Source organism: Oscillospiraceae bacterium (assembly GCA_035380125.1).
Lineage (GTDB): Bacteria > Bacillota > Clostridia > Oscillospirales > JAKOTC01 > DAOPZJ01.
This window is the reverse complement of sequence record DAOSWV010000005.1, coordinates 19,328-41,745: the sequence shown is the minus strand read 5'-3', so window position 1 is coordinate 41,745 and position 22,418 is coordinate 19,328. Positions and strand designations below refer to the sequence as shown.

The 22,418-nt window shown below is 43.2% G+C and carries 22 protein-coding genes; 6 read left to right on the top strand and 16 right to left on the bottom strand.

What is annotated here, in order from left to right; translation table 11 throughout:
• The first annotated feature begins 159 nt into the window (after positions 1 to 159).
• Both rpsB and tsf read left to right on the top strand, forming a co-directional pair.
• Entirely contained in the window at positions 160 to 912 is a 753-nt protein-coding gene (rpsB, locus tag PK629_02670; protein ID HOP10372.1) for a 30S ribosomal protein S2, read from the top strand.
• A gap of 100 nt (positions 913 to 1,012) precedes the next feature.
• Positions 1,013 to 1,921 (top strand): translation elongation factor Ts, encoded by a 909-nt coding sequence (tsf, locus tag PK629_02665; GenBank protein HOP10371.1) that lies wholly within the window; start codon positions 1,013 to 1,015, stop codon positions 1,919 to 1,921.
• Between the two features lie 114 nt (positions 1,922 to 2,035).
• Here the strand turns inward: tsf and PK629_02660 are convergent, their stop codons facing one another.
• The 3 genes from PK629_02660 to PK629_02650 form a co-directional block, all read right to left on the bottom strand.
• Positions 2,036 to 4,861 (bottom strand): leucine-rich repeat domain-containing protein, encoded by a 2,826-nt coding sequence (locus PK629_02660; GenBank protein HOP10370.1) that lies wholly within the window; start codon positions 4,859 to 4,861, stop codon positions 2,036 to 2,038.
• A 14-nt stretch (positions 4,862 to 4,875) separates the two neighbouring features.
• Positions 4,876 to 5,097, bottom strand: coding sequence for a hypothetical protein (locus PK629_02655; protein ID HOP10369.1), 222 nt, complete (start codon positions 5,095 to 5,097; stop codon positions 4,876 to 4,878).
• 156 nt (positions 5,098 to 5,253) lie between these two features.
• Complete coding sequence (locus tag PK629_02650; GenBank protein HOP10368.1) at positions 5,254 to 5,859, bottom strand: hypothetical protein; 606 nt, start codon at positions 5,857 to 5,859, stop codon at positions 5,254 to 5,256.
• 309 nt (positions 5,860 to 6,168) lie between these two features.
• On the opposite strand from PK629_02650, the gene proC reads away from it, so the two are divergent.
• The 4 genes from proC to PK629_02630 all read left to right on the top strand — a co-directional run bounded on the left by proC (position 6,169) and on the right by PK629_02630 (position 9,446).
• Positions 6,169 to 6,966, top strand: coding sequence for a pyrroline-5-carboxylate reductase (gene proC, locus PK629_02645; protein HOP10367.1), 798 nt, complete (start codon positions 6,169 to 6,171; stop codon positions 6,964 to 6,966).
• A 65-nt stretch (positions 6,967 to 7,031) separates the two neighbouring features.
• Entirely contained in the window at positions 7,032 to 7,646 is a 615-nt protein-coding gene (locus PK629_02640; GenBank protein ID HOP10366.1) for a stage II sporulation protein M, read from the top strand.
• A gap of 14 nt (positions 7,647 to 7,660) precedes the next feature.
• Complete coding sequence (locus PK629_02635; protein ID HOP10365.1) at positions 7,661 to 8,491, top strand: tyrosine-type recombinase/integrase; 831 nt, start codon at positions 7,661 to 7,663, stop codon at positions 8,489 to 8,491.
• A gap of 19 nt (positions 8,492 to 8,510) precedes the next feature.
• A complete protein-coding gene (locus PK629_02630) occupies positions 8,511 to 9,446 on the top strand; it encodes a DUF624 domain-containing protein (GenBank protein HOP10364.1) in 936 nt (311 codons plus the stop codon).
• A gap of 4 nt (positions 9,447 to 9,450) precedes the next feature.
• Here the strand turns inward: PK629_02630 and PK629_02625 are convergent, their stop codons facing one another.
• The 13 genes from PK629_02625 to argR form a co-directional block, all read right to left on the bottom strand.
• Positions 9,451 to 10,425, bottom strand: coding sequence for a tyrosine recombinase XerC (locus PK629_02625; protein ID HOP10363.1), 975 nt, complete (start codon positions 10,423 to 10,425; stop codon positions 9,451 to 9,453).
• A gap of 202 nt (positions 10,426 to 10,627) precedes the next feature.
• The gene (locus PK629_02620; protein ID HOP10362.1) at positions 10,628 to 11,785 is read right to left on the bottom strand and encodes an ABC transporter permease; all 1,158 of its coding nucleotides are present in this window, start codon (positions 11,783 to 11,785) and stop codon (positions 10,628 to 10,630) included.
• Between the two features lie 4 nt (positions 11,786 to 11,789).
• On the bottom strand, positions 11,790 to 12,788 hold the full coding sequence (locus PK629_02615; protein HOP10361.1) for an HlyD family efflux transporter periplasmic adaptor subunit: 999 nt from the start codon (positions 12,786 to 12,788) through the stop codon (positions 11,790 to 11,792).
• Between the two features lie 68 nt (positions 12,789 to 12,856).
• A complete protein-coding gene (gene radA, locus PK629_02610) occupies positions 12,857 to 14,248 on the bottom strand; it encodes a DNA repair protein RadA (protein HOP10360.1) in 1,392 nt (463 codons plus the stop codon).
• A 22-nt stretch (positions 14,249 to 14,270) separates the two neighbouring features.
• The gene (locus PK629_02605; GenBank protein HOP10359.1) at positions 14,271 to 14,996 is read right to left on the bottom strand and encodes an N-acetylmuramoyl-L-alanine amidase; all 726 of its coding nucleotides are present in this window, start codon (positions 14,994 to 14,996) and stop codon (positions 14,271 to 14,273) included.
• A gap of 466 nt (positions 14,997 to 15,462) precedes the next feature.
• On the bottom strand, positions 15,463 to 15,696 hold the full coding sequence (locus tag PK629_02600; GenBank protein ID HOP10358.1) for a hypothetical protein: 234 nt from the start codon (positions 15,694 to 15,696) through the stop codon (positions 15,463 to 15,465).
• On the bottom strand, positions 15,693 to 16,274 hold the full coding sequence (locus tag PK629_02595) for a hypothetical protein (GenBank protein HOP10357.1): 582 nt from the start codon (positions 16,272 to 16,274) through the stop codon (positions 15,693 to 15,695). The genes PK629_02600 and PK629_02595 overlap by 4 nt, the downstream gene beginning before the upstream one ends.
• A 6-nt stretch (positions 16,275 to 16,280) precedes the next feature.
• The gene (locus tag PK629_02590; protein HOP10356.1) at positions 16,281 to 16,994 is read right to left on the bottom strand and encodes a class I SAM-dependent methyltransferase; all 714 of its coding nucleotides are present in this window, start codon (positions 16,992 to 16,994) and stop codon (positions 16,281 to 16,283) included.
• 23 nt (positions 16,995 to 17,017) lie between these two features.
• On the bottom strand, positions 17,018 to 18,307 hold the full coding sequence (lysA, locus tag PK629_02585; GenBank protein ID HOP10355.1) for a diaminopimelate decarboxylase: 1,290 nt from the start codon (positions 18,305 to 18,307) through the stop codon (positions 17,018 to 17,020).
• 22 nt (positions 18,308 to 18,329) lie between these two features.
• The gene (locus tag PK629_02580; GenBank protein ID HOP10354.1) at positions 18,330 to 18,863 is read right to left on the bottom strand and encodes a DUF2284 domain-containing protein; all 534 of its coding nucleotides are present in this window, start codon (positions 18,861 to 18,863) and stop codon (positions 18,330 to 18,332) included.
• Between the two features lie 72 nt (positions 18,864 to 18,935).
• The gene (gene tyrS / locus PK629_02575; GenBank protein HOP10353.1) at positions 18,936 to 20,174 is read right to left on the bottom strand and encodes a tyrosine--tRNA ligase; all 1,239 of its coding nucleotides are present in this window, start codon (positions 20,172 to 20,174) and stop codon (positions 18,936 to 18,938) included.
• Positions 20,175 to 20,226: 52 nt separating this feature from the next.
• Complete coding sequence (gene recN, locus PK629_02570; protein HOP10352.1) at positions 20,227 to 21,930, bottom strand: DNA repair protein RecN; 1,704 nt, start codon at positions 21,928 to 21,930, stop codon at positions 20,227 to 20,229.
• Positions 21,931 to 21,954: 24 nt separating this feature from the next.
• Positions 21,955 to 22,407 carry an arginine repressor gene (argR, locus tag PK629_02565; GenBank protein ID HOP10351.1) on the bottom strand — a complete coding sequence of 151 codons (453 nt, stop codon included), beginning with the start codon at positions 22,405 to 22,407 and terminating at the stop codon, positions 21,955 to 21,957.
• Positions 22,408 to 22,418 lie beyond the last annotated feature (11 nt).

Sequence of the window (22,418 nt, the reverse complement as noted above, 5' to 3'; positions counted from 1 at the left end):
AAAGAGTTGAAAATTGCCTTTGAATGTGGTATAATACCACGGAATTCGCATGCGTCGGGTTCTCAAAGGGGTGCCGTTCATTACGGTTCTTTGAGCGGGGCACTGTCTCCCCAAAGCGGCGCAGAGGATCTAAAACCAAAATTTTAGGAGGAAACCACAATGGCAGTCGTATCCATGAAACAGCTGCTGGAAGCCGGCGTCCACTTCGGACACCAGACCAGACGCTGGAACCCCAAAATGGCTCCGTATATCTTCACGGAGCGTAACGGCATCTACATCATCGACCTTCAGCAGACCGTGAAAAAGCTCGACGAAGCGTATATGTTCATCCGCAGCGTCGCGGCAGAGGGTAAACCGATCCTGTTTGTCGGTACCAAAAAACAGGCACAGGATTCTATCAGAGAAGAAGCAACGCGTTCCGGCGCACATTTTGTCAATGCAAGATGGCTGGGCGGCATGCTGACCAACTTCCAAACCAATCATAAGAGAATCGCCCGTCTTGCCCAACTGCGCAAGATGGAAGAGGACGGCACGTTCGACATCCTTCCCAAAAAGGAAGTCATCAAACTCCGCCTCGAGATCGAAAAGCTTGAAAAATTCCGCGGCGGCATCAAAGAGATGGCCAAATTGCCGGGCGCATTGTTCATCGTCGATCCGCGCAAAGAACGCAATGCCGTCTCCGAAGCCAGAAAGCTCAACATTCCGATCGTCGCTATCGTTGATACCAACTGCGATCCTGACGAGATTGACTATGTCATCCCGGGCAACGATGACGCTATCCGCGCTGTTAAACTGATCACCGGCGCAATGGCAGATGCCATTCTCGAAGCCAGACAAGGTGAATCGGATGTCGCAGCCGCGACGGAAGAAACAGCTGCGACGGAAGAAGCAGGCGAAACAGCTGCTGAATAATACCGCTGAATCAAAAGCATCATATGATTGATAAAAATGATCTTTTTACAGCGTTTTCAGAAAGCTCAAAAGATTTGTTTATGAAAGGAATGGAACTAATATGGGATTTACCGCTAAAGACGTAGCAGATCTGCGCACCAGAACGGGCGTAGGTATGATGGATTGCAAAAAAGCGCTTACAGAGGCGGACGGCGATACCGAAAAAGCAATTGAGATTCTGCGCGAAAAGGGCCTTGCCGCAGCGGCAAAAAAGGCCGGCAGAATCGCCGCAGAAGGTATGGCTTATTCCGAGGTCTGCACGAAGTGCAAAAAAGGCGTTGTTGTCGAAGTCAACTGTGAAACCGACTTCGCCGCCAAAAGCGATCCTTTTAAAGAGCTTGTTGCTAAAATTGCAAATGTCATTCTGACTCAAAAACCGGCCACTGTCGAAGAACTTTTAACCAAAGACTGCGACGGTCAGCCCCTTGAGTCCTATTTAAAAGATAAAATTTACACCATTGGTGAGAACATCTCGATCCGCCGTTTTGTCGTGATGGACGGGCATCTGATGTCCTATGTCCACGGCGGCGGCAGAATCGGCGTTTTGGTCAAGTTTGACACCACCGACGCCATCGCTGCCACCGATAAATTCGTTGAGGCAGCCAAGGATATCGCAATGCATATCGCAGCGATGAACCCGCTGTTCCTGTCGGCAGAGAGCGTCGACGAAGATACGCTCGCTAAAGAGCGTGAAATCGCCAAAACCTCTGCAATTAACGAGGGCAAACCCGCCAATATCGCAGAGAAAATCGTCGAAGGCAGAATCAAGAAGTATTACAAAGAGGTCTGTCTGATCGAGCAGGCGTTTGTCAAAGACGCTGACATCTCCGTTACCCAATACCTCAACGGTGTTGGCAAAGAACTCGGCGGTGAGATCAAGGTTGTCGCATTCGAGCGTTATGAGCGCGGCGAAGGTCTTGAAAAGAAAGAGGACAATTTCGCTGACGAAGTCGCCGGCATGATCAAATAAATCGGACTTGCGGCATATAAAGTGAATTAAAAATGAGGCGCTGATGACAGCGCCTCATTTTTTTATCTAACGCAATTAATTTTATAAAAGAAGTGTTTTTAGGGATAGTCAACCCTACTCGAGCCCGGAGCCTTGGAATGCTGTTGGATCAATATATGTGACACTCACGGGAATAGTCAATTGCGTAAGAGCGGTGCAGCTGGCAAATGCATATTCCATGATGCTTTCTATGCCATAACCCAACGTAACATCATACAAACTTGAACATCCTGCAAAGGCAGCATAACTGATTTCCGAAACACTCCCCGGTATTACTACTCGTGTTAATCCCGTACAGTTCACAAATGCTGATTCACCCAAATAAGTAACACCACTAGGGATATCTACTTCTGTTAATGATATACAACCGTTAAAAGCACCGTCCCCAATGGTTTCAATACCATCGAGATCTAAATCATATAAACTCTGACAATCGCAAAAAGCGTATTCTCCTATTTCTAGAGCATCTATGTCTGCCGATATCAAATCATCACAACCGTAGAATGCATATGTATCGATTATTTCAGTGTTGGAAATATCGATTTCCTGTAAAGAATCACAGTCATAAAATGAATAATCACCAATAGTACCTACATTTGAAACGGTAACTTCCTCTAAAGAATCACAATTGCTAAATGCTTGACATCCTGTATCTTCTACATTTGTGAGTTCTACTTGTAATAAACCATTATTCCCAGAGAATGCATACATGCCTATGCTTTCGCAAGTATCTATCGTGACCGAAGATAAACTTGAACATCCGACAAATGCGTAATCTCCAATGATAAAATCATCAGATGATGAATTGATATTTACACTCGATAGGTTTTCACAATAGCCAAATGCATACATATCAATATTCTCAATGCTGTCCGGAAAAGATATATTGTTGATATTGGTATAATTAAATGCATAAGCCCCTATACTGGTGAGATTATTCGATAAGGTTACAGTTGACAGGTAATAACAACTATTAAAAGCATGGCTTCTTATGCTGGTTATGCTGTTTGGGATAACAATGCTTTCAAGATTTGTTGAGAAAAATAAACCATAATTAATATCGGTTAAACTGTTTGACAAACTGACACCGGAAATGCCGCTACAGGCAAATGCATATGCCCCAATGCTTGTTACACTATTTGGGATATTAATATTTGATAATCCAATAGTATATGTGAACGCCTGGTTGCCAATGCTGGTGACGGTATTGGGTATTATGATACTTGTTATTGTACTATATGAAAAAGCCTCGTCTCCAATTGCAGTAACGGTATAACCATTTATTTGTGTTGGAATTATAACAGAAGGACTGGTTCCGGAATATCCGGTAATGGTCAACGTATCATTTTGATTTTGCGTATAAGTAAAATCACAATTGGGTACCACCGCCATGGCATTGGAAAATTCCGAACTGCTTGTTCCGATTGTGGCCTTGACCTTGTAATAATGCGAATAACCGAGTGTAAAACCGGTATCGGTATAGCTCATGACGGTTGAGTTTGGCGCATACGGCTGATAAGTATATGAAATCGGTGCGTATACCCCGTTTTGACTATTTGAGTAATAAATCGTATAACCTGTTGCGGTCGGAACTTCATTCCATAAGATCAGATTCGTATCTTCATCTAGCGGTATAGCGGCGATCAGCTCAGGGGTGGGTAGAGGGATAATGCTTGAACTGTTTGACAGATAAGGGCCGGTATCATCATCTGTTGTTTGATAACCTTTTACTGCCCAGTAAAGAGTACAGTCCCCGTAATTATTGAAGATGTTATTCCAGTCAGTTGAAGATAAAGTATAACTTGTAGAAGTCAAGTATGCGGAATCAAATATTTCTGTAACTACCCCCGATTCCATTATATATATTGTAAGCTTAAATACATTGTTTGGATGATTTATACAACCGCCCGGATTCCATGTGAATGTGGGCGGCGATGATATTGCTGAAAACACAGCGCCGTCCGCTGGGCCTGTGAGTTCGGGAGACACATTATATTCAGAAAGGATATCCCCGAGTGCATATTCCTCTGAATCACTTAGATATGCATTAAAATAACTAACAAATTCGCTTAATGTTAGGCAATCACCGATATAAATATAATCACATATTGTCCTGAAATCGCAGTTCAGCGTATCAAAAGGTTCGTTTAAATCGTAATCGTCGGTAATATCCCAAAGGACACACTGAACCGCACCTTCGTTTGCTTCGCCGTTTGGAATGAAATTATCTCCGTTTTTGCGACCTGTTTCAATTGAGTAACCTGACCATAATAAATCACCTAATGTGCCGTTGCCATTTACTATTTCTCCAATATACTGTTCTTCGTTTATCATGTAATATTGTGTGTATAAGGAGAAATAATCCGCCCATCCCTCCTGCCATGCAAGTTTTGTGGAAAATTCTTTATCCTCTGTGTTACTATCCCAATAATTAGTATTAAAATTATGATCATTTGAAATTAAAAATGCAAATGATGTAAGAACATCCGCTACATAATGACCGTACTCATGTATAATAACATCCCAATTACTATAAACATTTAAACCTATAAACAAAGCAAGACCGCCATAAAATGAACTATAATCGGAATTTTCGCCAAATGGATTCGGATAGATGACTGGAAGGGAATCTAAATAATCACCATTGTTTATAATCTTCATAAATTCGGAAGCAAGCGCAACTGCTTGCTGAACCTGAATGGCCTTCATAGCGTTTGGACTCTCTTCATCCTGTTCCATATTAAAATTAACAATGCTTGGCGGAGGATAAGTAGCAATGTCTGAAAATGATTGGTATACATTATAAACTGCACCGATTATACCACCTATAATCGGACAAACAGAAACATTTGAACCCGCCGCAAGAACGCAAACTCTAATATCATAACCGCCGGTTCTCACGGAAGCGCCGTTTGTTATTTCAACAGTAGCTCGATCGGGTCGTCCCAGCTGAGCGTAAGCGAAAAGTCGGAGTAACTTGTAGATGCGTTGCTTTCTTCAGATTCGGACAAACTGACTGTGGCTTCTGTGTCAGAGCTTAGTTTCATTGCGCTGATGTTGATACCCGAAAAGGATATCATCAGCAGAAAAGCCATCACCGGAGCGGAAATTTGGAATAACTGTCTGAGCTTTTTCATTTTTTAACCTCCTTATTTCCTTGTAAATTATGGTGTATGGGATAATGTGGATGATTTTATATAAAATATGAAAAAATGAATAGGATGTTGGTTTTATGACATTATAATTTAAAATAGAAATTGATTATGATGCTTAAAATATTATATCTTAAACGATTATGTGGCGTAACTGCCCAAATACTCTCCGGTACTGGCGTCAATACAATATACATCACCAGCTCTGATTACCCAACATAGTTTTGTTGATTCAGGAATAAAAGAATAAATCTCGAAAGGATAATTTTCATAATTCTGTAGATTAAAGCGAGCGCTTCTCAGAGACATGGATTCTGTTTTACCAGCCCCGTTTTGAACTGCTATTTCACACGCTTCGGCGCTGTCAATTTCCCAGTCAGCCAGATCATAAGCCGTGAGAGAGATGTCGTCGTAGCATATACCCGACAGCAAGGGCGCAGGTTCGCTGTTTTTTTCATTGTATAAATGAACCACCAATACCGCGTTTTCGCTTTCCGAATAAAAGCCGATGTCCCAAATACCGGCTTTTCCTTCTTCAATCGGACTTTCCGGCTTCATTGCAGTTCCCTTGATATAGACGGGAACGGCATCATCGGGAAGCGTCTCTTGAGCAGATTTCATAATGTCCCAGGCCTCCTTGGCGGATATCTTATCAACAGGTGGCATTGTTGGCGGACACCCGGTCAGCATCGTTAGGGCAAGCAGGGCAATCAGGAATAGAATCGCTCGGTTTGCTTTTATTTTCATCACTTTTGCCTCCGTTCCTTCGGTCAGGTTGTCAGGCTTTCTATTAGTTTTCGGATCTGTCTAAATGATATGTTATTATTATGTTACCATATATTACAATAAAAGACAACCACTATTTGGGGATTGTATAATCGTTTTTATCGACAATTTTCGACATTTATACTGAATAATTCCTATAGAAAATTGAAAAGAACGTTTTAAGAATCTTAAAAATTATAAAAATCACTTGAAATGGAAATCAATATCGTTTATAATTTACCTCACACCACTTTTTAAATTTGCTGTGAATGACTTATGAGGGGGTATTTTATGATTGTGGGTTTCATCGGCGTCGGAAATTTGGCGTCCTCGGTGATCTCCGGGATGAGAAAGAGCGAAAAATTCAAAGAGACACAGCTTTTTCTCTGTGACAAATTCCCCGAGAAAGCAAAGTCACTTCTGGACAATCACACAAAACTCTGCGTCTCCGAGGCGGAAGTCATCGCCAATTCCGACTGCATTTTTATCGCCATTAAACCGGCCGATTTTGAACAGACCTTGAAAACGATTACGGACACGGCGGATGTATCCGGTAAATTCTTTGTCAGTACCGCTGCCGCAGTAACGACGGAGTATATCTCGTCCCGTCTTAACGATGCTCCTGTCATTCGGACGATGCCAAACTTACCGATTGCCAACGGCATCGGCGCAACCGCCGTTTGCGGAGGGCAGGGGACCGATAAGAAGCAGATTCAATTTGTCTGTGATATCTTCGAAGCAAGCGGCCTTTGTGTGGTCTTGCCTGAGGAAATGATGAACAAAGTGATCGCCGTCAACGGCAGCAGCCCTGCGTACGTTTATCTTTTTGCGAAAGCCATGGTCGACTGGGCCGTTCAAAACGGATTTGATGAAACTGTCGCTCGGCAGCTAGTTGCACAGACCATCAAGGGTTCCGCAGAGATGATTATAAAATCGGAAACATCGCTTGACGCCCTTGTCAAAGCTGTGTGTTCTCCGGGCGGAACGACCATTGAAGCCGTTAAAGTCCTGGAAGAAAGCGACTTTTGTAACACTGTGGCTCGGGCGATGGACGCCTGTACCGCCAAAGCCGAGATTCTGAAGAAATAATCCGAATACAAGCTCCTTTTCGCGCATATATTGGATCAGCATGTCCTTGCGAAAGGAGTTTGAAAATGAAAGATTTTTTGATCAGGTTTTCGCATACGCTGGGTTTGGACGAGCCGAGGATTTTAAAAAATTTCGGTATCTGCATTGCCGTTTTGGTCGGCGGTACTTTGATCGGCGCCATTGCGGCCGGAACATTATATTCAAATGATACAAGCGGTATTTCCGGTATTTACGACGGAATTTGCGCACAATATAACGAGCCGACATTCAGTTCTCTTTTTGTCCGATCGATACTTGTTTCATTTGCTTATTTTTTAATTTGCGGATTATCCGCAACCTTCGCATTCGGTGTTGCTGTTGCGGGTGCCGCACTATTTATCAGGGGATTATCCAGTGGTCTGATTGCCGGAACTTTATGCTGTTACCGACAGCTGAATGGCTTTACATTCTACATATTCGGATTACTGCCGGGTTTCATCATTTCTTGCAGTGCACTAATTTATGCGGCATCTCTTGGATTTGAAGGCTCAAAGGTTTATTTTAATTCGCTTTTGAAAAACGGAAAAAAGCGCGCCGGAAGTCAAATTCCGATATATGCGTATCCGTTATGCGTATTGGTCATTGCGGCCGGTTCGCTGTTAGATGGGGTTTTAGGGTTAGGGTTTTACAAATTACTTTAAAAGGAATGTTGAAGATGCGCGAAAGGTATTTGGAATACCTGAAAAGCGTCAAGAAAGTAAGACCCAATACTGCTTGTTGTTATTTAAACGACGTGGATCTTCTTGAACGCAAAATTAAGGATTTCGGAATCGATCATTTTGAGGACCTTGACACCGAATCATTCGGACTAATCATATCTTTTCTTGAGCACGAAGGGCGTTCTTCGGCTTCTCTGGAGCGTTTTGTCTCCGGAGTAAAAAACTTTTACGGGTTTCTTGTCTACGACGGGATATGCACCGTAAATCCGCTTACCGGGTATAATATTATTCATGAGCAGAAAAAGCTGCCCGTTATTTTAACTGAATCAGAGGTTTCCCGAATTCTTGCGCAGCCGGATATAGCCACTTTTAAGGGCATTCGTGATCGAGCGCTTTTGGAACTCTCTTATGCTTCCGCGCTCCGAATTACAGAACTGCTTGCATTAAATGTCGGGGATGTAAATTTGTCAAAATCCCAGATTCTCAGCAAATCCGCAAAAAAACGCAGAAATATCACAATCTATCCGACGGCCGTTAAAATTTTAGCGGAATACATGAACGCCTATACGAAAATGCTTCAAGCCCTTCCTACCCAATCAGCGCCGCTTTTTGTCAATCAGCAGATGACCCGCCTGACCAGACAGGGATTTTGGAAGATCATTAAAGATTATTCCAAAGACGCCGGAATTGTCAAGGAAGTAACGCCGTTGATGTTGCGGCAGAGTTACGCTTTTCATCTGGTCGGTAAAGGGGCAGGGGAAGAGGATATTATGCGTCTGATGGATTATCGCAATATCGCTTCGGCAAAAATTTACGCAATTAAATAATAGGAGATCTGCAAATCACATGAATGCTGACAAACGCGCTAAAATTCTTGAAAATGAATTAAAGGCACAGGAAAAATTTAATAAAAAATATTACAGGGAAGAGGCTCCCGAAAAGAAAAAACGGGCTCTTTTCGTATTCTTAGAATCTGTTTTCGAAAATCTCGGAAAGCTTTTTATGCTTAATATTTTTTACGGAATTATTTTTTCTCCTGTTATATTATTGGGTTTCATGGTCAATTTGATCCTGACCAACAGTAATTACAATCAATATATTTCTAATATTCCGTTAATGATTTTAATCGTTTTGATCTTGGGGATTATTCTCGGCCCTCTGACCGCTGCGAGTTTCTATATTTACAAAAACCTGAAAACGGGTAAACATATTTACTTTTTCTCGGATTTTTTCAAACAATTCAAATCCAACTTTAAACAATCCTTTATTTTCGGTGTTTTCGATGCAGTCATTGCTGCTACCATTTTATCTTTTTGGACCCTTTTTCGCGCCATTATGACAACCGGCGCGGATTTAAAAACAACGATTACCCTTTGTTTGATCGGATTTATCTTGTTTTTATATTATAGTATGCGTCCTTACGTTTATCTTCAAATCGTCTCCATCAACCTGAAAGTTCCGCAAATTGTGCGTAATGCCTTGTTTTTCGCATTTTTGGGTGTAAAGGAAAACTTCTTGTCACTCATCATTTTTGCTGTTTTAGTCGGCATTGGTGTTCTTGGGTTCACGTTAACCCCTTGGCTACTGTTGTTTTGGTTGATCGGATTTTCACTAATCGGCTATTCGCAGGTTTTCAGTGTATACAAAGTTTTTCATCATCATCTTATTGCGCCCGAAGAAGAGCGTGCAGAAAAAGAGACTGAGCTCGATTCCGTCTCTTACGAAGCTGATTTAAATGATAACACGGATGAAAACCAACCTGAAAATAAAGAAAGCGAGTAAAATACTATTTCGTTTTTTCTTTGACTTTAGCAAGCGGATTGGAATCTGCTGCTTGTTTTAAATCCTTATTGACAATATGCGTATAAATTTCGGTGGTTGCCAAACTCTCGTGGCCAAGAAGTTCCTGCAGAACGCGAATATCGACATTCCCATGCCGATACATTAAGGTGGCCGCCGTATGCCTGAGTTTGTGTGCGGAGAACCCACGGCCGCCCAAGCCTGCATTTTGAAACAGCTTTGGAAGCATCCACTGTATGGTTTTAGGGCTAATCCGGCGTTTTTGCTGACTGATAAACATGGCCGCCGGATCTTTCAGCCCCTCTTTCGGACGAACTTCCAGCCACTTTTCAAGGGCTTCATCACATGCACGGTTTGTATAGACCATTCGTTCTTTATTGCCTTTTCCGAGTAAACGCAGCGTATGAAGTTCCGGATTATAATCGTTCAAATTTAAATTCACCAATTCGGAAAGACGCATTCCGCAGTTTAAAAATAATGTTACAATACAGTAATCACGAACCGGATGTTTAGAATCAACTGATTCCAAAAGTTTGATACTCTCATCTAAATCGAGATATTTAGGCAATGAACGGCGCTGTTTCGGAAAATCTAAATCTTTCGTCGGGTTTTCTGAAATCAAAGCCGCCTTTTTATGTAAATAATTGTAAAACGATTTTAAACTTGAAACTTTTCTGGCACGTGCAGCCGCCATGTTATCACGTTCCGAAGTTACATACATTAAATAATCATAACAGTCTTGAAGGCTTACCGATTTGATAAGTTCCAGGTCAACTTTTGAAATATCAACATCTTCATAGGCACATTCCAGTTTATATCTGCGTTTACAGATATAACGGAAAAATGTTCGTAAATCAAGAAAGTATTCCTCAACGGTTTTTTTTGATTTTCCGCGAATGGTCTGCATATAAGTGAGATACCGGCGAATTTCCAGCGGAATGTTTTCATCAGTAAAATTCATTTTTTCACCTCGTAATAATTGTTGTTATTTGAAACAAATCGTCTCGATGTTTCCTTTGAAATTGCAGTATTTCCGGAGGAGTACTTTATTATAAGCATTATATACTTTTTCGCTTCCCTTGTCAATACAAAATCTTTATTTTGTATAGTTTTAAATATTAATTTTTCACTCCTCCGTTTCTACCCTATTCATGTTTGTCAGACTATTTTGTGAGTGCATCGCTGGGATTCATGGATGCCGCTTTATATGCTGGATATCCACCGAAAATAATTCCTAAGATAATTGTGATGATAAAATATAATCCGATTTTTTGTATTGAAATCTGCGGTATAATGTTAAATCTAGCGGATACGATCAAAGTTAATGCTGTTGCAAATACCAACCCGAATATAAAACCGAAAATCATCAATATCACAGATTCACTTAAAAATTCTGCAACGATGTCTCCCCTGCCGGCGCCAATGGCTTTTTTTATTCCGATTTCACGTTTTCTTTCTTCTGCTGACATAAGCATTGTTGTCATAATACCGATTCCGGCCACAAGCATTGAAATCATACCGACACAGGACAATACGGTTTTAGTAATATTAGCGATTTTATTGAAACTATCTTTTTGTTTTGCTAAATTCTCGATTTTAATAGTTGATATATTAATACGGCGGTAGATCTCCGCTTTTGCTTTTTCCGCTTTCATCTCGGGGTTTAAATCTACAGCAATCTGAGTGTATCCCATAATTCCGCTGATTCGTGAATAAGTGTACTGCGGAAAAAAAATCATGCAAGGCATATACGATGTGAAATTTTGCAGGATTCCGCCGCCGGTTTTAACGACTCCGACAACCTTAAATTCATAATACTTTGATCCTACAAGAATCTGAAGTGTCTCACCGACCGCCGATTTATTTACAAATAAGGTTTTTTCCAATGCTTCATCTATCATACAGACGCAGCTGAATGTTCTGAAATCGGAGGCGTTAAAATAACGCCCCTGCACCGCCTCTATTGAAATCAATTCTTTCGCGCTTTCATCAATGGCCCAAGAAATACATTTTTCCTCTTCAAAATCTTTCACCGAAGTAAATGCCATCGTCACAGGTGCAGTCTCCAAAACGGCATTAGATGCCGTAATTGTATTTAACTCCTGCTGAGATATAATGCTGTTGTTGGTGTTATAAATCAAAAGACCGCCTATTCCGCTTTTTTTTAATTCATTGTCAATCGCGGCAGCGCCCGAATCTCCGAAAAACGACAGAAACATCACTGAAAAAACGCCGATCATAACGCTTATAATACATAATGCGCTTCTGATTTTTTTATTAAATATATTTCTGCATGACAAGTATATTAGCTTTACTTTCATAATTTCATTCCTTGATGCTGCATCCGTCTGTCAGTTCGCTTTTTGATGAGACGATAAGTTTATCTCCTGTCGAAATTCCCGTAACAATTTCGATTCCGTCATCAAATGCTCTCCCTGTTTTTACGTTTATTTTTGAAGCGATTCCGTTTTGGTTGATATATACATAGTCGCTTTCATCAGAAAAAAATACAGCTTCATATGGTATAATCAACAGATTTTCAACTGTCCCGATTGATATATCGGCTCTGACCAGTGAGTTAATTACCAAAGAATCATCTGCTCCCGACAACTCCAATCTGACATCTACTTTACTGGACGTAGTCGCATCCGTACCGGACATTGTCGCACGTGCAGCGACTGAAGTAACAATGGCAACATAGTCACCGGTTAATGCGCTGCCGCTGATAATCGCTTGCTGTCCGATTTCAAGCGCTTCTGCATCTCGTTCATCCACTGTGATTTCGGCGCATATTATCGATCGATCAGACATGGTGACCAGTGGCGAATAAGGATTCGAGTATTCGTCATTTTGCACCGAAACACCGCTGATAACGCAATCGTATGCCGCATAAACGAATTCCGGTATTTTTTCCAATATTTCTTTAATGTCGCCGCTTACTTTTTTTGAATAATCGATAATGCTTACGGTTTCAATTGAATTGCTCTCCTGCGATATAATCCCGGCTGCCGCCATTTTTGCCGTTAATTCCGTAGCTTTCAGATCTATTTTTAAAAGCGGATCCCCTGCTCTGACCTCATCGCCTACTTTGACGTAAACCTGTTCGACTTTTACCGGAATATCAAAATAATAGCCGGTTCGTTTTCCCTCTTTTAAATAACCGAGACCCGTAACGTAAATCGTCCTGTTTACCGTTTCAGGTGTAATGCATTCCACTTTTACATATGATCTTGATCCAAAATATAAATATGACGCGGCAGAAAAAGCAAAAATTACCGCTAAAAGCAGTGCGATTCGTTTTCCGACTCTCTTTTTTCCGGACAAAAATATCCCTCCAAAACGGCTTTTGTTGTATTGTTGCCGCCGTCTTGAAGGAATATGTGAAAGAAATTTTATTTATTTGTTTTTTCTTTTTCGCTTTCCCCGAAAGCAAATTTAAAGGCGCCGCTAAGCGTCGAAGCCGGATAAAGCGTAAATGATTCGGGATAATGTCCCTTCATTTGCGCATAACATTTTGACGGTAGAATACAGCTTTTAAAACCAAGTTGAATTGCTTCGGAAATACGCTGGCTGACGTTTCCGACCGAACGCAATTCACCGGCTAACCCGACTTCACCGAAAGCGATCAAATCGTCTTTCAGCGGTCTGTCGGTCAGACCGGAAGCCAACGCCAGGCAAACTGCCAGATCCGAAGCGGGTTCATCCATTTTCAAGCCGCCTACCACATTTAAATAGGTATCATAGTTGCCAAAGCGAAGACCGCAGCGCTTTTCAAGTACCGCGATCAGCATACAGCAGCGGTTAAAATCAAAGCCCGAAACCATGCGGCGTGCATTTCCGAATCCAGCTTGGCTGACAAGGGCTTGTACTTCACACAGAATCGGTCTCGATCCTTCAATCAAACACCCGATGCAACTGCCGCTGACGTGGGTGGGACGGCCGGAAAGTAATTCTGCGGATGGATTTTGAACTTCTTCAAGACCTGTATCACGCATTTCAAATACACCGATTTCGTTAGTGGAACCATATCGATTTTTGGCCGTACGAAGAATGCGATAACTGAGATTTCTTTCCCCTTCAAAATAAATCACCACATCTACGATATGTTCCATCACTTTAGGACCGGCGATGGCACCGTCCTTATTGACATGACCGACCAAAAAAATCGGAATACCGCTTGATTTTGCAATTTTCATCATTAAATTTGAGCACTCCCGAACTTGCGTCACGCTGCCCATAGCAGATGAGATGTCCGGATGCGACATGGTTTGAATGGAATCGATGATAACAAGATCGGGTTTTTGCGTCTCAATCTGTTCCATAACTGCGGCAATATCCGTTTCGTTCATTACAACAAGACCCTGACAATCCACCTTTAACCGATCAGCACGTAATTTGATTTGATGCGCTGATTCCTCACCGGAGACGTAGAGTATATTGTTCTCATTACCCAGATTCCCGCAAATCTGCAGTAATATTGTGGATTTTCCTATACCGGGATCGCCGCCGATTAAAACAAGCGACCCGTTGACAATTCCGCCACCTAAAACACGATCAAATTCACGTATTCCGGTGCTTGTCCGTTTTTGTTCAAACGAAGTGATTTCATGAAGCCGAAACGGTTTTGCGGCAGAATGATTATTTGTTTTGAACGATCTCTCTTTTTCGGTTTCCCTTAATTCTTCCGAAAGCGTATTCCATTCGCCGCAGGAAGGACATTTACCAATCCATTTTAGGGTCTCATATCCGCATTGCTGACATACATATACCGTTTTTGTCTTCATGTTTTTTCCTTTCTCGTCTCAATCATTCCATCGGATTGTCGATGATTCCGCTCGTAAAATAAGCCAGCACGCCGTCGGCGATGGATTGAGCCATACTCTGTTGATAATTTTGAGTTTTCAACAGCGCTTCTTCATTTGTGTTTGATAAAAATCCGCATTCCACCAAAACCGCCGGACCCTTTGCATTGCTCATCAGATACAGATTTTTTCCCGCTGATTTTAACTGTTTCTGATTGTCTGACTGAAGGCTTTGAATCGATTTTTTAACTTCTTCCGCCAGTTCTTTGCTGTTTGGATTGACGGTCCCGTAATAAATCATCGTGCCGTGGACATATCCGGCTGTAAAGCTGTTTTGGTGTACACTTATAACAACGGCGTCTGGATTTGCGTTGATGATCGCAAGCCGGTTTTTTAAATCGCTGGTCTTTTTCTGTCGAATGGTGACAGCATTATTTGAGTGGATTGAGATATCTGTACTACGAATCATCAGGACGTTCAGCCCCTCATCGATGAGTATATCACGCAGATACAATGATATTGCCAGATTGATCTCTTTTTCGATACTTCCGGTTACCCCGATAGCACCGCCGTCCACTCCCCCGTGTCCGGGATCGATAATTACATCAATATCGCTCGATGATATAGCTGTTCGCGCTGCATTTTCCGAAACCCCGAATGTAAGAAATATGACAGCCGACAGCAACACTGCCGCCCATGTGTAGGCCTTTTTCACTGAAAATCCGCTCATATCCATTCCAATCTCACCGTGAACCGGCAATTATAGTAGGTTGAAAACATTTACGTTATCACCCGTTTATGATATGAGCAGCAACCCGATGGTATTACTTGTGTAAGCGAATCTTATAATATTTGACCGACCCACGACATCAATTGATTATAATTATTCGGGTTGTTATCATCAAGCCGCACCACTGCAATGACCGGAAGCCATTCCAAAACACTCTCCTTTTCAATATTCCGACGCCGGCAATAAGTTTCCAGATACCTCTGTGAAATCTCTTTAAAATAAAGCTCGTACAACATATAAGTATAGCAGACGTCCGCATAAGCACAACCGGTAACCGTGTTCAGCCAATCAATGATATAATCCCGATCTTTGGCGCAAATGATATTAAATCCATGAAAATCGCAGTGACACAGACAATTCCCGTTCGGTAAGCTTCAGTTTTTAAAGTAAAGCTGTTTTTTGGATATTATCGAGTTTCTTGGTTGAGGTAGTCCATTTTCAAAACGGGTTTTCCGTCGATGTTCACAACTTCATGAATCCTTGCAACCGGCAGCCCCGCCGACTCCGCAATTGAAGTTACGGTCGCCTCCCAAAAGGCGTCTGATTTTCGGTCTTCTGAACGAAACGCCTTATAAATGAACCCATCTTCCAGATAGATATCCGCCTGCGCGCCTTTCCCGAATTGATGCGTCAAATTCATTTATTCTCCTCGTTTTTATCTTTTTCATCCTTATAAACGCTCAATTGCAGGATTGAAATATTCTTAAGGCCGAGATAATAACTGAGGCCGCCGATTCCGATAATCGTGAGCGGAAGGAAGATACCTGCGATAATGGCACTACCGATATTATGATAATCGGTTGCCAAGTTGATAAATAAAAACGGTGCGTTAATCAGATTGAAAATCAGTCTGACCATATCGAAATTTTTGTCGCTGTCCGTATTGACGCAGATTAACATTAAAGACAGATTGAGAATAAAATACGGAATGCTTACAACCCCTGAAACAGAAAGCCCCCTCAGAGGATTCATTTTCATTCGCTGGAAAAACACCTCGTCCTTGTCATGAACGCCCACGCTCCACATGCCGGTATAAAGCATATAGACAAGCAAAGCCAACGTCAACACGCTCAACAGCCTCTGATACCATGCAGCATCGAAGAAGCTGAAAAACGTGCCGTACATCACGATACACAGCACAATTCCGAACAGAATCCGGAAGAAATAGCGCCATGCCACTTTTGAAAATGTAAAATAGTTGATTTCACCGTTAACCATGTTTTTTCACCCTTTCCCTGCAATATAAAATGTTCGCATTGGGTCTTTTGTATTGATCTCCAGAAGTGTTAATCCGGCTTTTTTTAGCGCGTTTTTCACTGTAGTCGGACTGAACCAATACTCGCTAAAATATTCGCTGTCGCGCCTGTATCTGTCGTTTTTGTTGGAGATAAAAAAATCCAATGTATGACGGATGGTGCGTTTTCCCGAAAGTTCCGATTGCCAAACGCAATAGAGCCGATCCAAATCAAATACCGAAACATTATCGGAAAGAACTTTAAAGAATTTTCCCTCTGAAATAAGATCAAAAATAAGCAGCCCGTTTCGGTTTAGAAACAAAGCTGCTCTTTGAAGTGCCGAAACGAAAGACCGGGTATCTGACAGATGATTGAATCCATCCAGCGCACAGACGACGGAATCCACCGTGTCGTTGAGGTCCAATTCCCGCATGTCTTGATGTAAAAGCAAAGTTTCAGGATAATCAGCCAGATTGAACTGCGCTTGCGCCAGCATGTTTTCGTTGAGATCGATACCCGTTATATCATAACCGCGTTTTGCAAGTTCTGCACTGACTTTTCCCGTGCCGCAGGCGAGGTCGAGAACCGTGTGAGGATGACAGTTGTACTTTTCAAAGACGGATTCGTAATAATCGCACAACGCGGGATAATCGAAATCCATCAAATCATCGTAAAACTGTGCCCACACGTTATAACTGTTCACTCATCGGCCGTCCTTTCAAACCCTCAGACATCAAAATGATAGAGATCTTCGTAGGTCTCGCGGCGTATAACCACACGGCTCTGTCCGTCTTTGACAAAGACTACCGCAGGTCTTGGGACGCGGTTATAATTGGACGCCATGGTGTAATTATATGCACCCGTCGTCAAAACGGCCAAAATATCACCCGGAACCGGTTTTTGAATTTCCATGTCCTTACCGATCAAGTCGCCGGATTCACAGCACCGACCGGCTACGGTTGCGATATAATCCTTTTTCTCGTTGGCTCTGTTCGCAATCAAAACAGTGTAAACCGAACCGTACAGCGCATAACGGGGGTTGTCGGTCATGCCGCCGTCGATGGCAACATAGTTACGGATACCCGCAATCTCTTTGACGCTTCCGACTGTGTAGAGAGTTGTTCCCGCTTCTCCGACGATGCTGCGACCCGGTTCGACAGAAAGCTCCGGCAGGTCGAGACCCAGTTTGCCGCATTCATCCATAACGGCTTCGGAGACCATTTTAATGGCTTCTCCAAGCGGCATCGGATTGTCGGAATCGGTATATTTGACGCCGAGACCGCCGCCGAGCGACAAATGCTTAAGCGTTTTACCCGTGATCTCTTTAACCTTTTTTAGAAAGCGCAGCATCACGCGTGCCGAATCCATAAACGGTTCCGCATCAAAAATCTGCGAACCGATGTGCGAATGCAGTCCGACGAGTTCGAGATGCGCGTAATTTGAGCAGATACGCTGAACAGCCTCGATGGCTTCTCCGTTTTCAAGCGCAAGGCCGAATTTTGAATCGATCTGACCGGTTTTGATATATTCATGGGTATGTGCTTCGATACCGGGTTTGATGCGGAACGATACCCTGGTTACTTTATCGAGAGAGGCACTGATTACCTCGACACGCTCAAGCTCCGTGAGGTTATCGACAATGATCATTCCGACACCGGATTGAATAGCCAGCGTCAGTTCTTCCTCAGTCTTATTGTTGCCGTGAAAAAATGCTCTTTCGGCCGGGAAACCAACCGCCAGCGCAGTTGCAAGTTCGCCGCCGGACACGACATCAGTACAGATACCCTCCTGATCGCAGATGCGGTACATTTCTTTGCAAGTAAAAGCTTTACTGGCATAACAGATAACGGCATTGCCCCGATAATACTTTTTAAAATTGTCTTTATATGCCCTGATTGCCGAGAGGATTTTGTCCTCTTCCATCACATAAAGCGGCGTTTGATATTGTTGGGCGAGTTTTGTGGCTGTAATCCCCCCGAGTGTCAATTCTCCTGTTTGATTAAATGTGATATCCATGATTACCTCTTTTTACGAATTATTAATATACGATAAGGCCGAAATAGGTCACGGTGTTCGTTCCGTTTATGTACTTGAATCCGTTGGGTTCGGCCATTTTGGCGACAAACATTCCGCAAGACTCCATCGACGGTACCATTTTCTCGGGATGCCGGCAGGGTTCGTCGGGATAGGTGCATTTTTCGCAAAGTGAGCAGCTCCCCGCACCGAATAGCAGATATTTTTCATTATCTTCTTGCAGCTTCTTATTAAACGCACTGACAATTTCGCCGAATCGCTTTCCGATTTCCTGCATCCCTTCAAAATCATAGGAATCTTCGATATTACCTACATAGTTGAACATTACCGCATGTGTAAAGGACATTGCCTTTTCTCTCCATCCTGCAACCGGACCGATGCCCGGAGGACACCCCCAGGTCTTACCGTATCTGCCGCAGACGTTTGCTTCACAGTTTTTTCGGACTTCGTCCTCAAATACGATTGATTCAATCGGGATTTCGGAGATTTGATTTAAACCATATGGTTTAAGCATCTCGTTAATTTTGTCGATATTCATATGAATTGGCCATCCTATTTTACAGATTCAATTTTTGGTATTTGGGTTCAGTTAATATACCAAACTTGTTTTCTATTTTAAAATAATTCTGTGAAAGACCTTTTTCCCTTTTTTGATAATGACAGAACCCTTATCAAATGCGTTTATCGAGACTTTTTCACCAAATGATTTGACTTTTTCATCGTCTACGCTGATGCCGCCCTGTTCGATTAGTCGTCGTCCCTCTCCGCGGGAAGGTGCCAGTTTCGAAAGCGTCAGCAGTTTCAGCACTTCGATACCATCTGCTTCGAATTCGTCTTTGGTGATCTCGGTACTCGGCATATTCTCCAAGTCGCCGCCGCCGCCGAACAGCGCCTTTGCCGCTGTCAGACATCCGTCAGCCGCCTCTTTACCGTGAATCATCTGGGTAATCTCATAAGCCAGCGTCTCTTTGACCGCGTTCAGTTCGCTTCCGGTGGCTTTTTCGTATTCCGCGATCTGTTCAAGCGGGATAAAGGTCAGCATCTTCATGGTCTTGATCACGTCGGCGTCGTCGATGTTGCGCCAGTACTGATAAAAATCATACGGTGAGGTCTTTTTGGGATCCAGCCAAACCGCGCCTTTGGCGGTTTTGCCCATCTTTTTGCCCTCTGCGGTTAGCAACAGATTGAAGGTCATCGCGTTAGCGTCAGCACCTTCAATACGGCGAATGAGTTCTGTGCCGCCCAGAATATTCGACCACTGATCATCGCCGCCGAATTCCATGGTACAGCCGTACTTTCGAAATAACATTAAAAAGTCATAACTCTGCATGGGCATATAGTTGAATTCGATAAAAGAAAGACCTTTTTCCATCCGCGATTTATAACACTCGAAAGTCAGCATCCGGTTGACCGAAAAATGCGAACCGATTTCACGCAAAAAATCAATATAGTTGAGTTTTAAAAGCCAATCGGCGTTGTTGACTAGGATTGCCTTGTTGGGCTTATCGCTTGTGAAGTCCAATATCGCCGACATCTGGCTGACAAAACAATTGCCGTTATATTCAATCTGCTCCTTTGTGAGCATTTGACGCATATCACTGCGGCCCGAGGGGTCTCCGACCATGGCCGTCCCGCCGCCGATCAATGCAATCGGTTTGTGTCCGGCTCTTTGCAGGCGTGCCATTGAGACGATCGCAAGCAGATGACCGATGTGCAGACTGTCTGCAGTCGGATCAAACCCGACATAGAAAGTAACGTTTTCTTTCTCGAGTTTTTCGGCGATCAGCTGTTCGTCCGTGGTCTGTGCCACAAGTTCCCGGGCTTTCAGTTCTTCAAAAAGTGTCATAATCGGACTCCTTCACAAAGGTATGCAGACAGTATAACAAAAAACAGTATAAATTTCAATCTGTTCTTTCCTTCTGTAAATACAAAACTTGTTCACGCGCTGCTTGCGCAAGCAGTTCCCGCGCATTGCTGCGCGTGGTCTCGGTAATTTCCGAGCCGCCTAGGATGCGGGCAAGTTCATCCACTCTGCCCTGTGCGTCTAAAACCGAAATCGTGGTGCGCGTATCGGTTTCGCTTTCTGCTTTCTCAATCAACAGATGGCTGTCGGCATAAGCCCCGATCTGCGCAAGATGTGTTACGCAAATAACCTGCCGGTTTTTCGAGACGTGTTTCATCTTTATACCGATCTTGGAGGCGGTTTTCCCGCTGACACCGGCGTCAATTTCGTCAAAAATGAGGGTCGGAATATCGTCATGTGAGGATAATACGCTCTTGATGGCCAACATGATACGCGACAATTCACCGCCCGAAGCGATTTTTGAAATAGATTTCGGCGGTTCGCCGATGTTGGCCGAAATCAGGAAAACAACTTTATCATACCCCGTACTGCTGAGCGGTATTTTTTCAAATGCGGCTTCTAGTTTGACGTTCGGCATCTGTAAAAAGGCCAGTTCCTGAGCGACGTCGTTCATAAACCGGGTCACAATCGTATGGCGCCTCTCTGAAAGCGCTCGCGCTTTTGTAAAGGTATTTTGCTTTGCATTATCAAATTCATCCTTTAACTTTTGCGTCTGAAAGTCGCTGTCAATCAGGATATCGTATTCCGCTTTTAAATGCGTCAGTTTATCAAGCATCGCCGTCTCATCATCGCCGTATTTGCGGCGCAATTTATCCAACATATTTAAACGGTCCTCGATTTCCGCTTGACGCCCCGGATCGAAATTAAGCCCGTCTGCCAGGTCGGACAGATCGAACGAAATTTCCTGTAAAACCATCGTAATCTCGTCAAGCCGCTTTGCAATCGCACCGGCGTTTTCGGAGTATTTTGCCGTTAAATCCAGCTGTCGGACGCTTTCGGTTAAATCGGCACGCACGCCGTCGATATTCGAATTTCCGTCGATGAGACTGCGTGCATTTTCTACGGCTTCTGCCACTTTTTCGGCATGCATAATCAAAAGCCGTTCGGCCTCCAGCGATTCTATTTCACCTTTTTGAAGATGCGCCGATTCCAATTCATTGATCTGATATTTTAAAATTTCGAGCCGTTCTTCGCGATCATTGATGTTTTTCAAAAGCTGTTCAAGTTCTGATTTAATATGCTTTAATTCTATGTAAGCAGTTTGATAATCGGCGAGTGCTTCGGGGTATTCCCCAAGCGAGTCCAAAATATCCAAATGTGCATTTTCATCGAGCAGTTTTTGATTGTCGTGCTGGCCGTGAATATTGATTAAACGGTTTCCGAGTTCCTGCAGAATCTGCGCGGTTGCGGGGCGGCTGTTAATTCTTGCGGTGGTTTTTCCGCCCGCCTGAATCTCACGGGACAAAATCAATTCGCCCTCGTCGTGATCATATCCGTTTTCATCAAGAAGCTTGACCACATCAGGCGAAAGCTCGGAAAAGGTCGCGCTGACATAGGCCTTTGGCGCGCCGTAGCGCACAAGGTCTTTGGAGGTTCTCTGTCCCAGAATCGCATTGACAGAGTCGATTATAACCGATTTACCTGCACCGGTCTCACCGGTCAATACCGTGAACCCTGCATTAAAATCCACATCCGCCGATTTGATGACGGCGACATTCTCGATATATAGTTTGGTCAGCATGCCGAAAACCGCCTTATTTTAAGGTCAATCGCTGATGATGCGCAGAATATGGGTACTGAAATCCTCCGCCTGCTGCGCTGTTTTAAACAAAACAAAGATCGTGTCGTCACCCGCAATAGTACCGACAATATCGCTTCTGGCCACGTCCATAGCGGCGCAGATGGCGTTTGCGGTTCCGCTCAGACACCGTATCACACAGATGTTGCCCGCATAATCGGCGGTAATTGCGTTTTGCTCGCACATAGAAATAAACCTTGATTCCGGTTCGCTGGAATTACTCCTGTTGCCGACGCTGTAGCGGTATTTGCCGTTGCTCGTGGTGACTTTGACAAGTTTCAGTTCTTTGATGTCCCGTGAAACCGTAGCCTGGGTGACATTGTGGCCCGAATCATTGAGCATTTTTAACAGATCATCCTGGGTCTGAATCTCATTTCCGGAAATCAGTTCCAAAATCTTTTCCTGACGCTTGTTTTTCATCTCGAATCTTC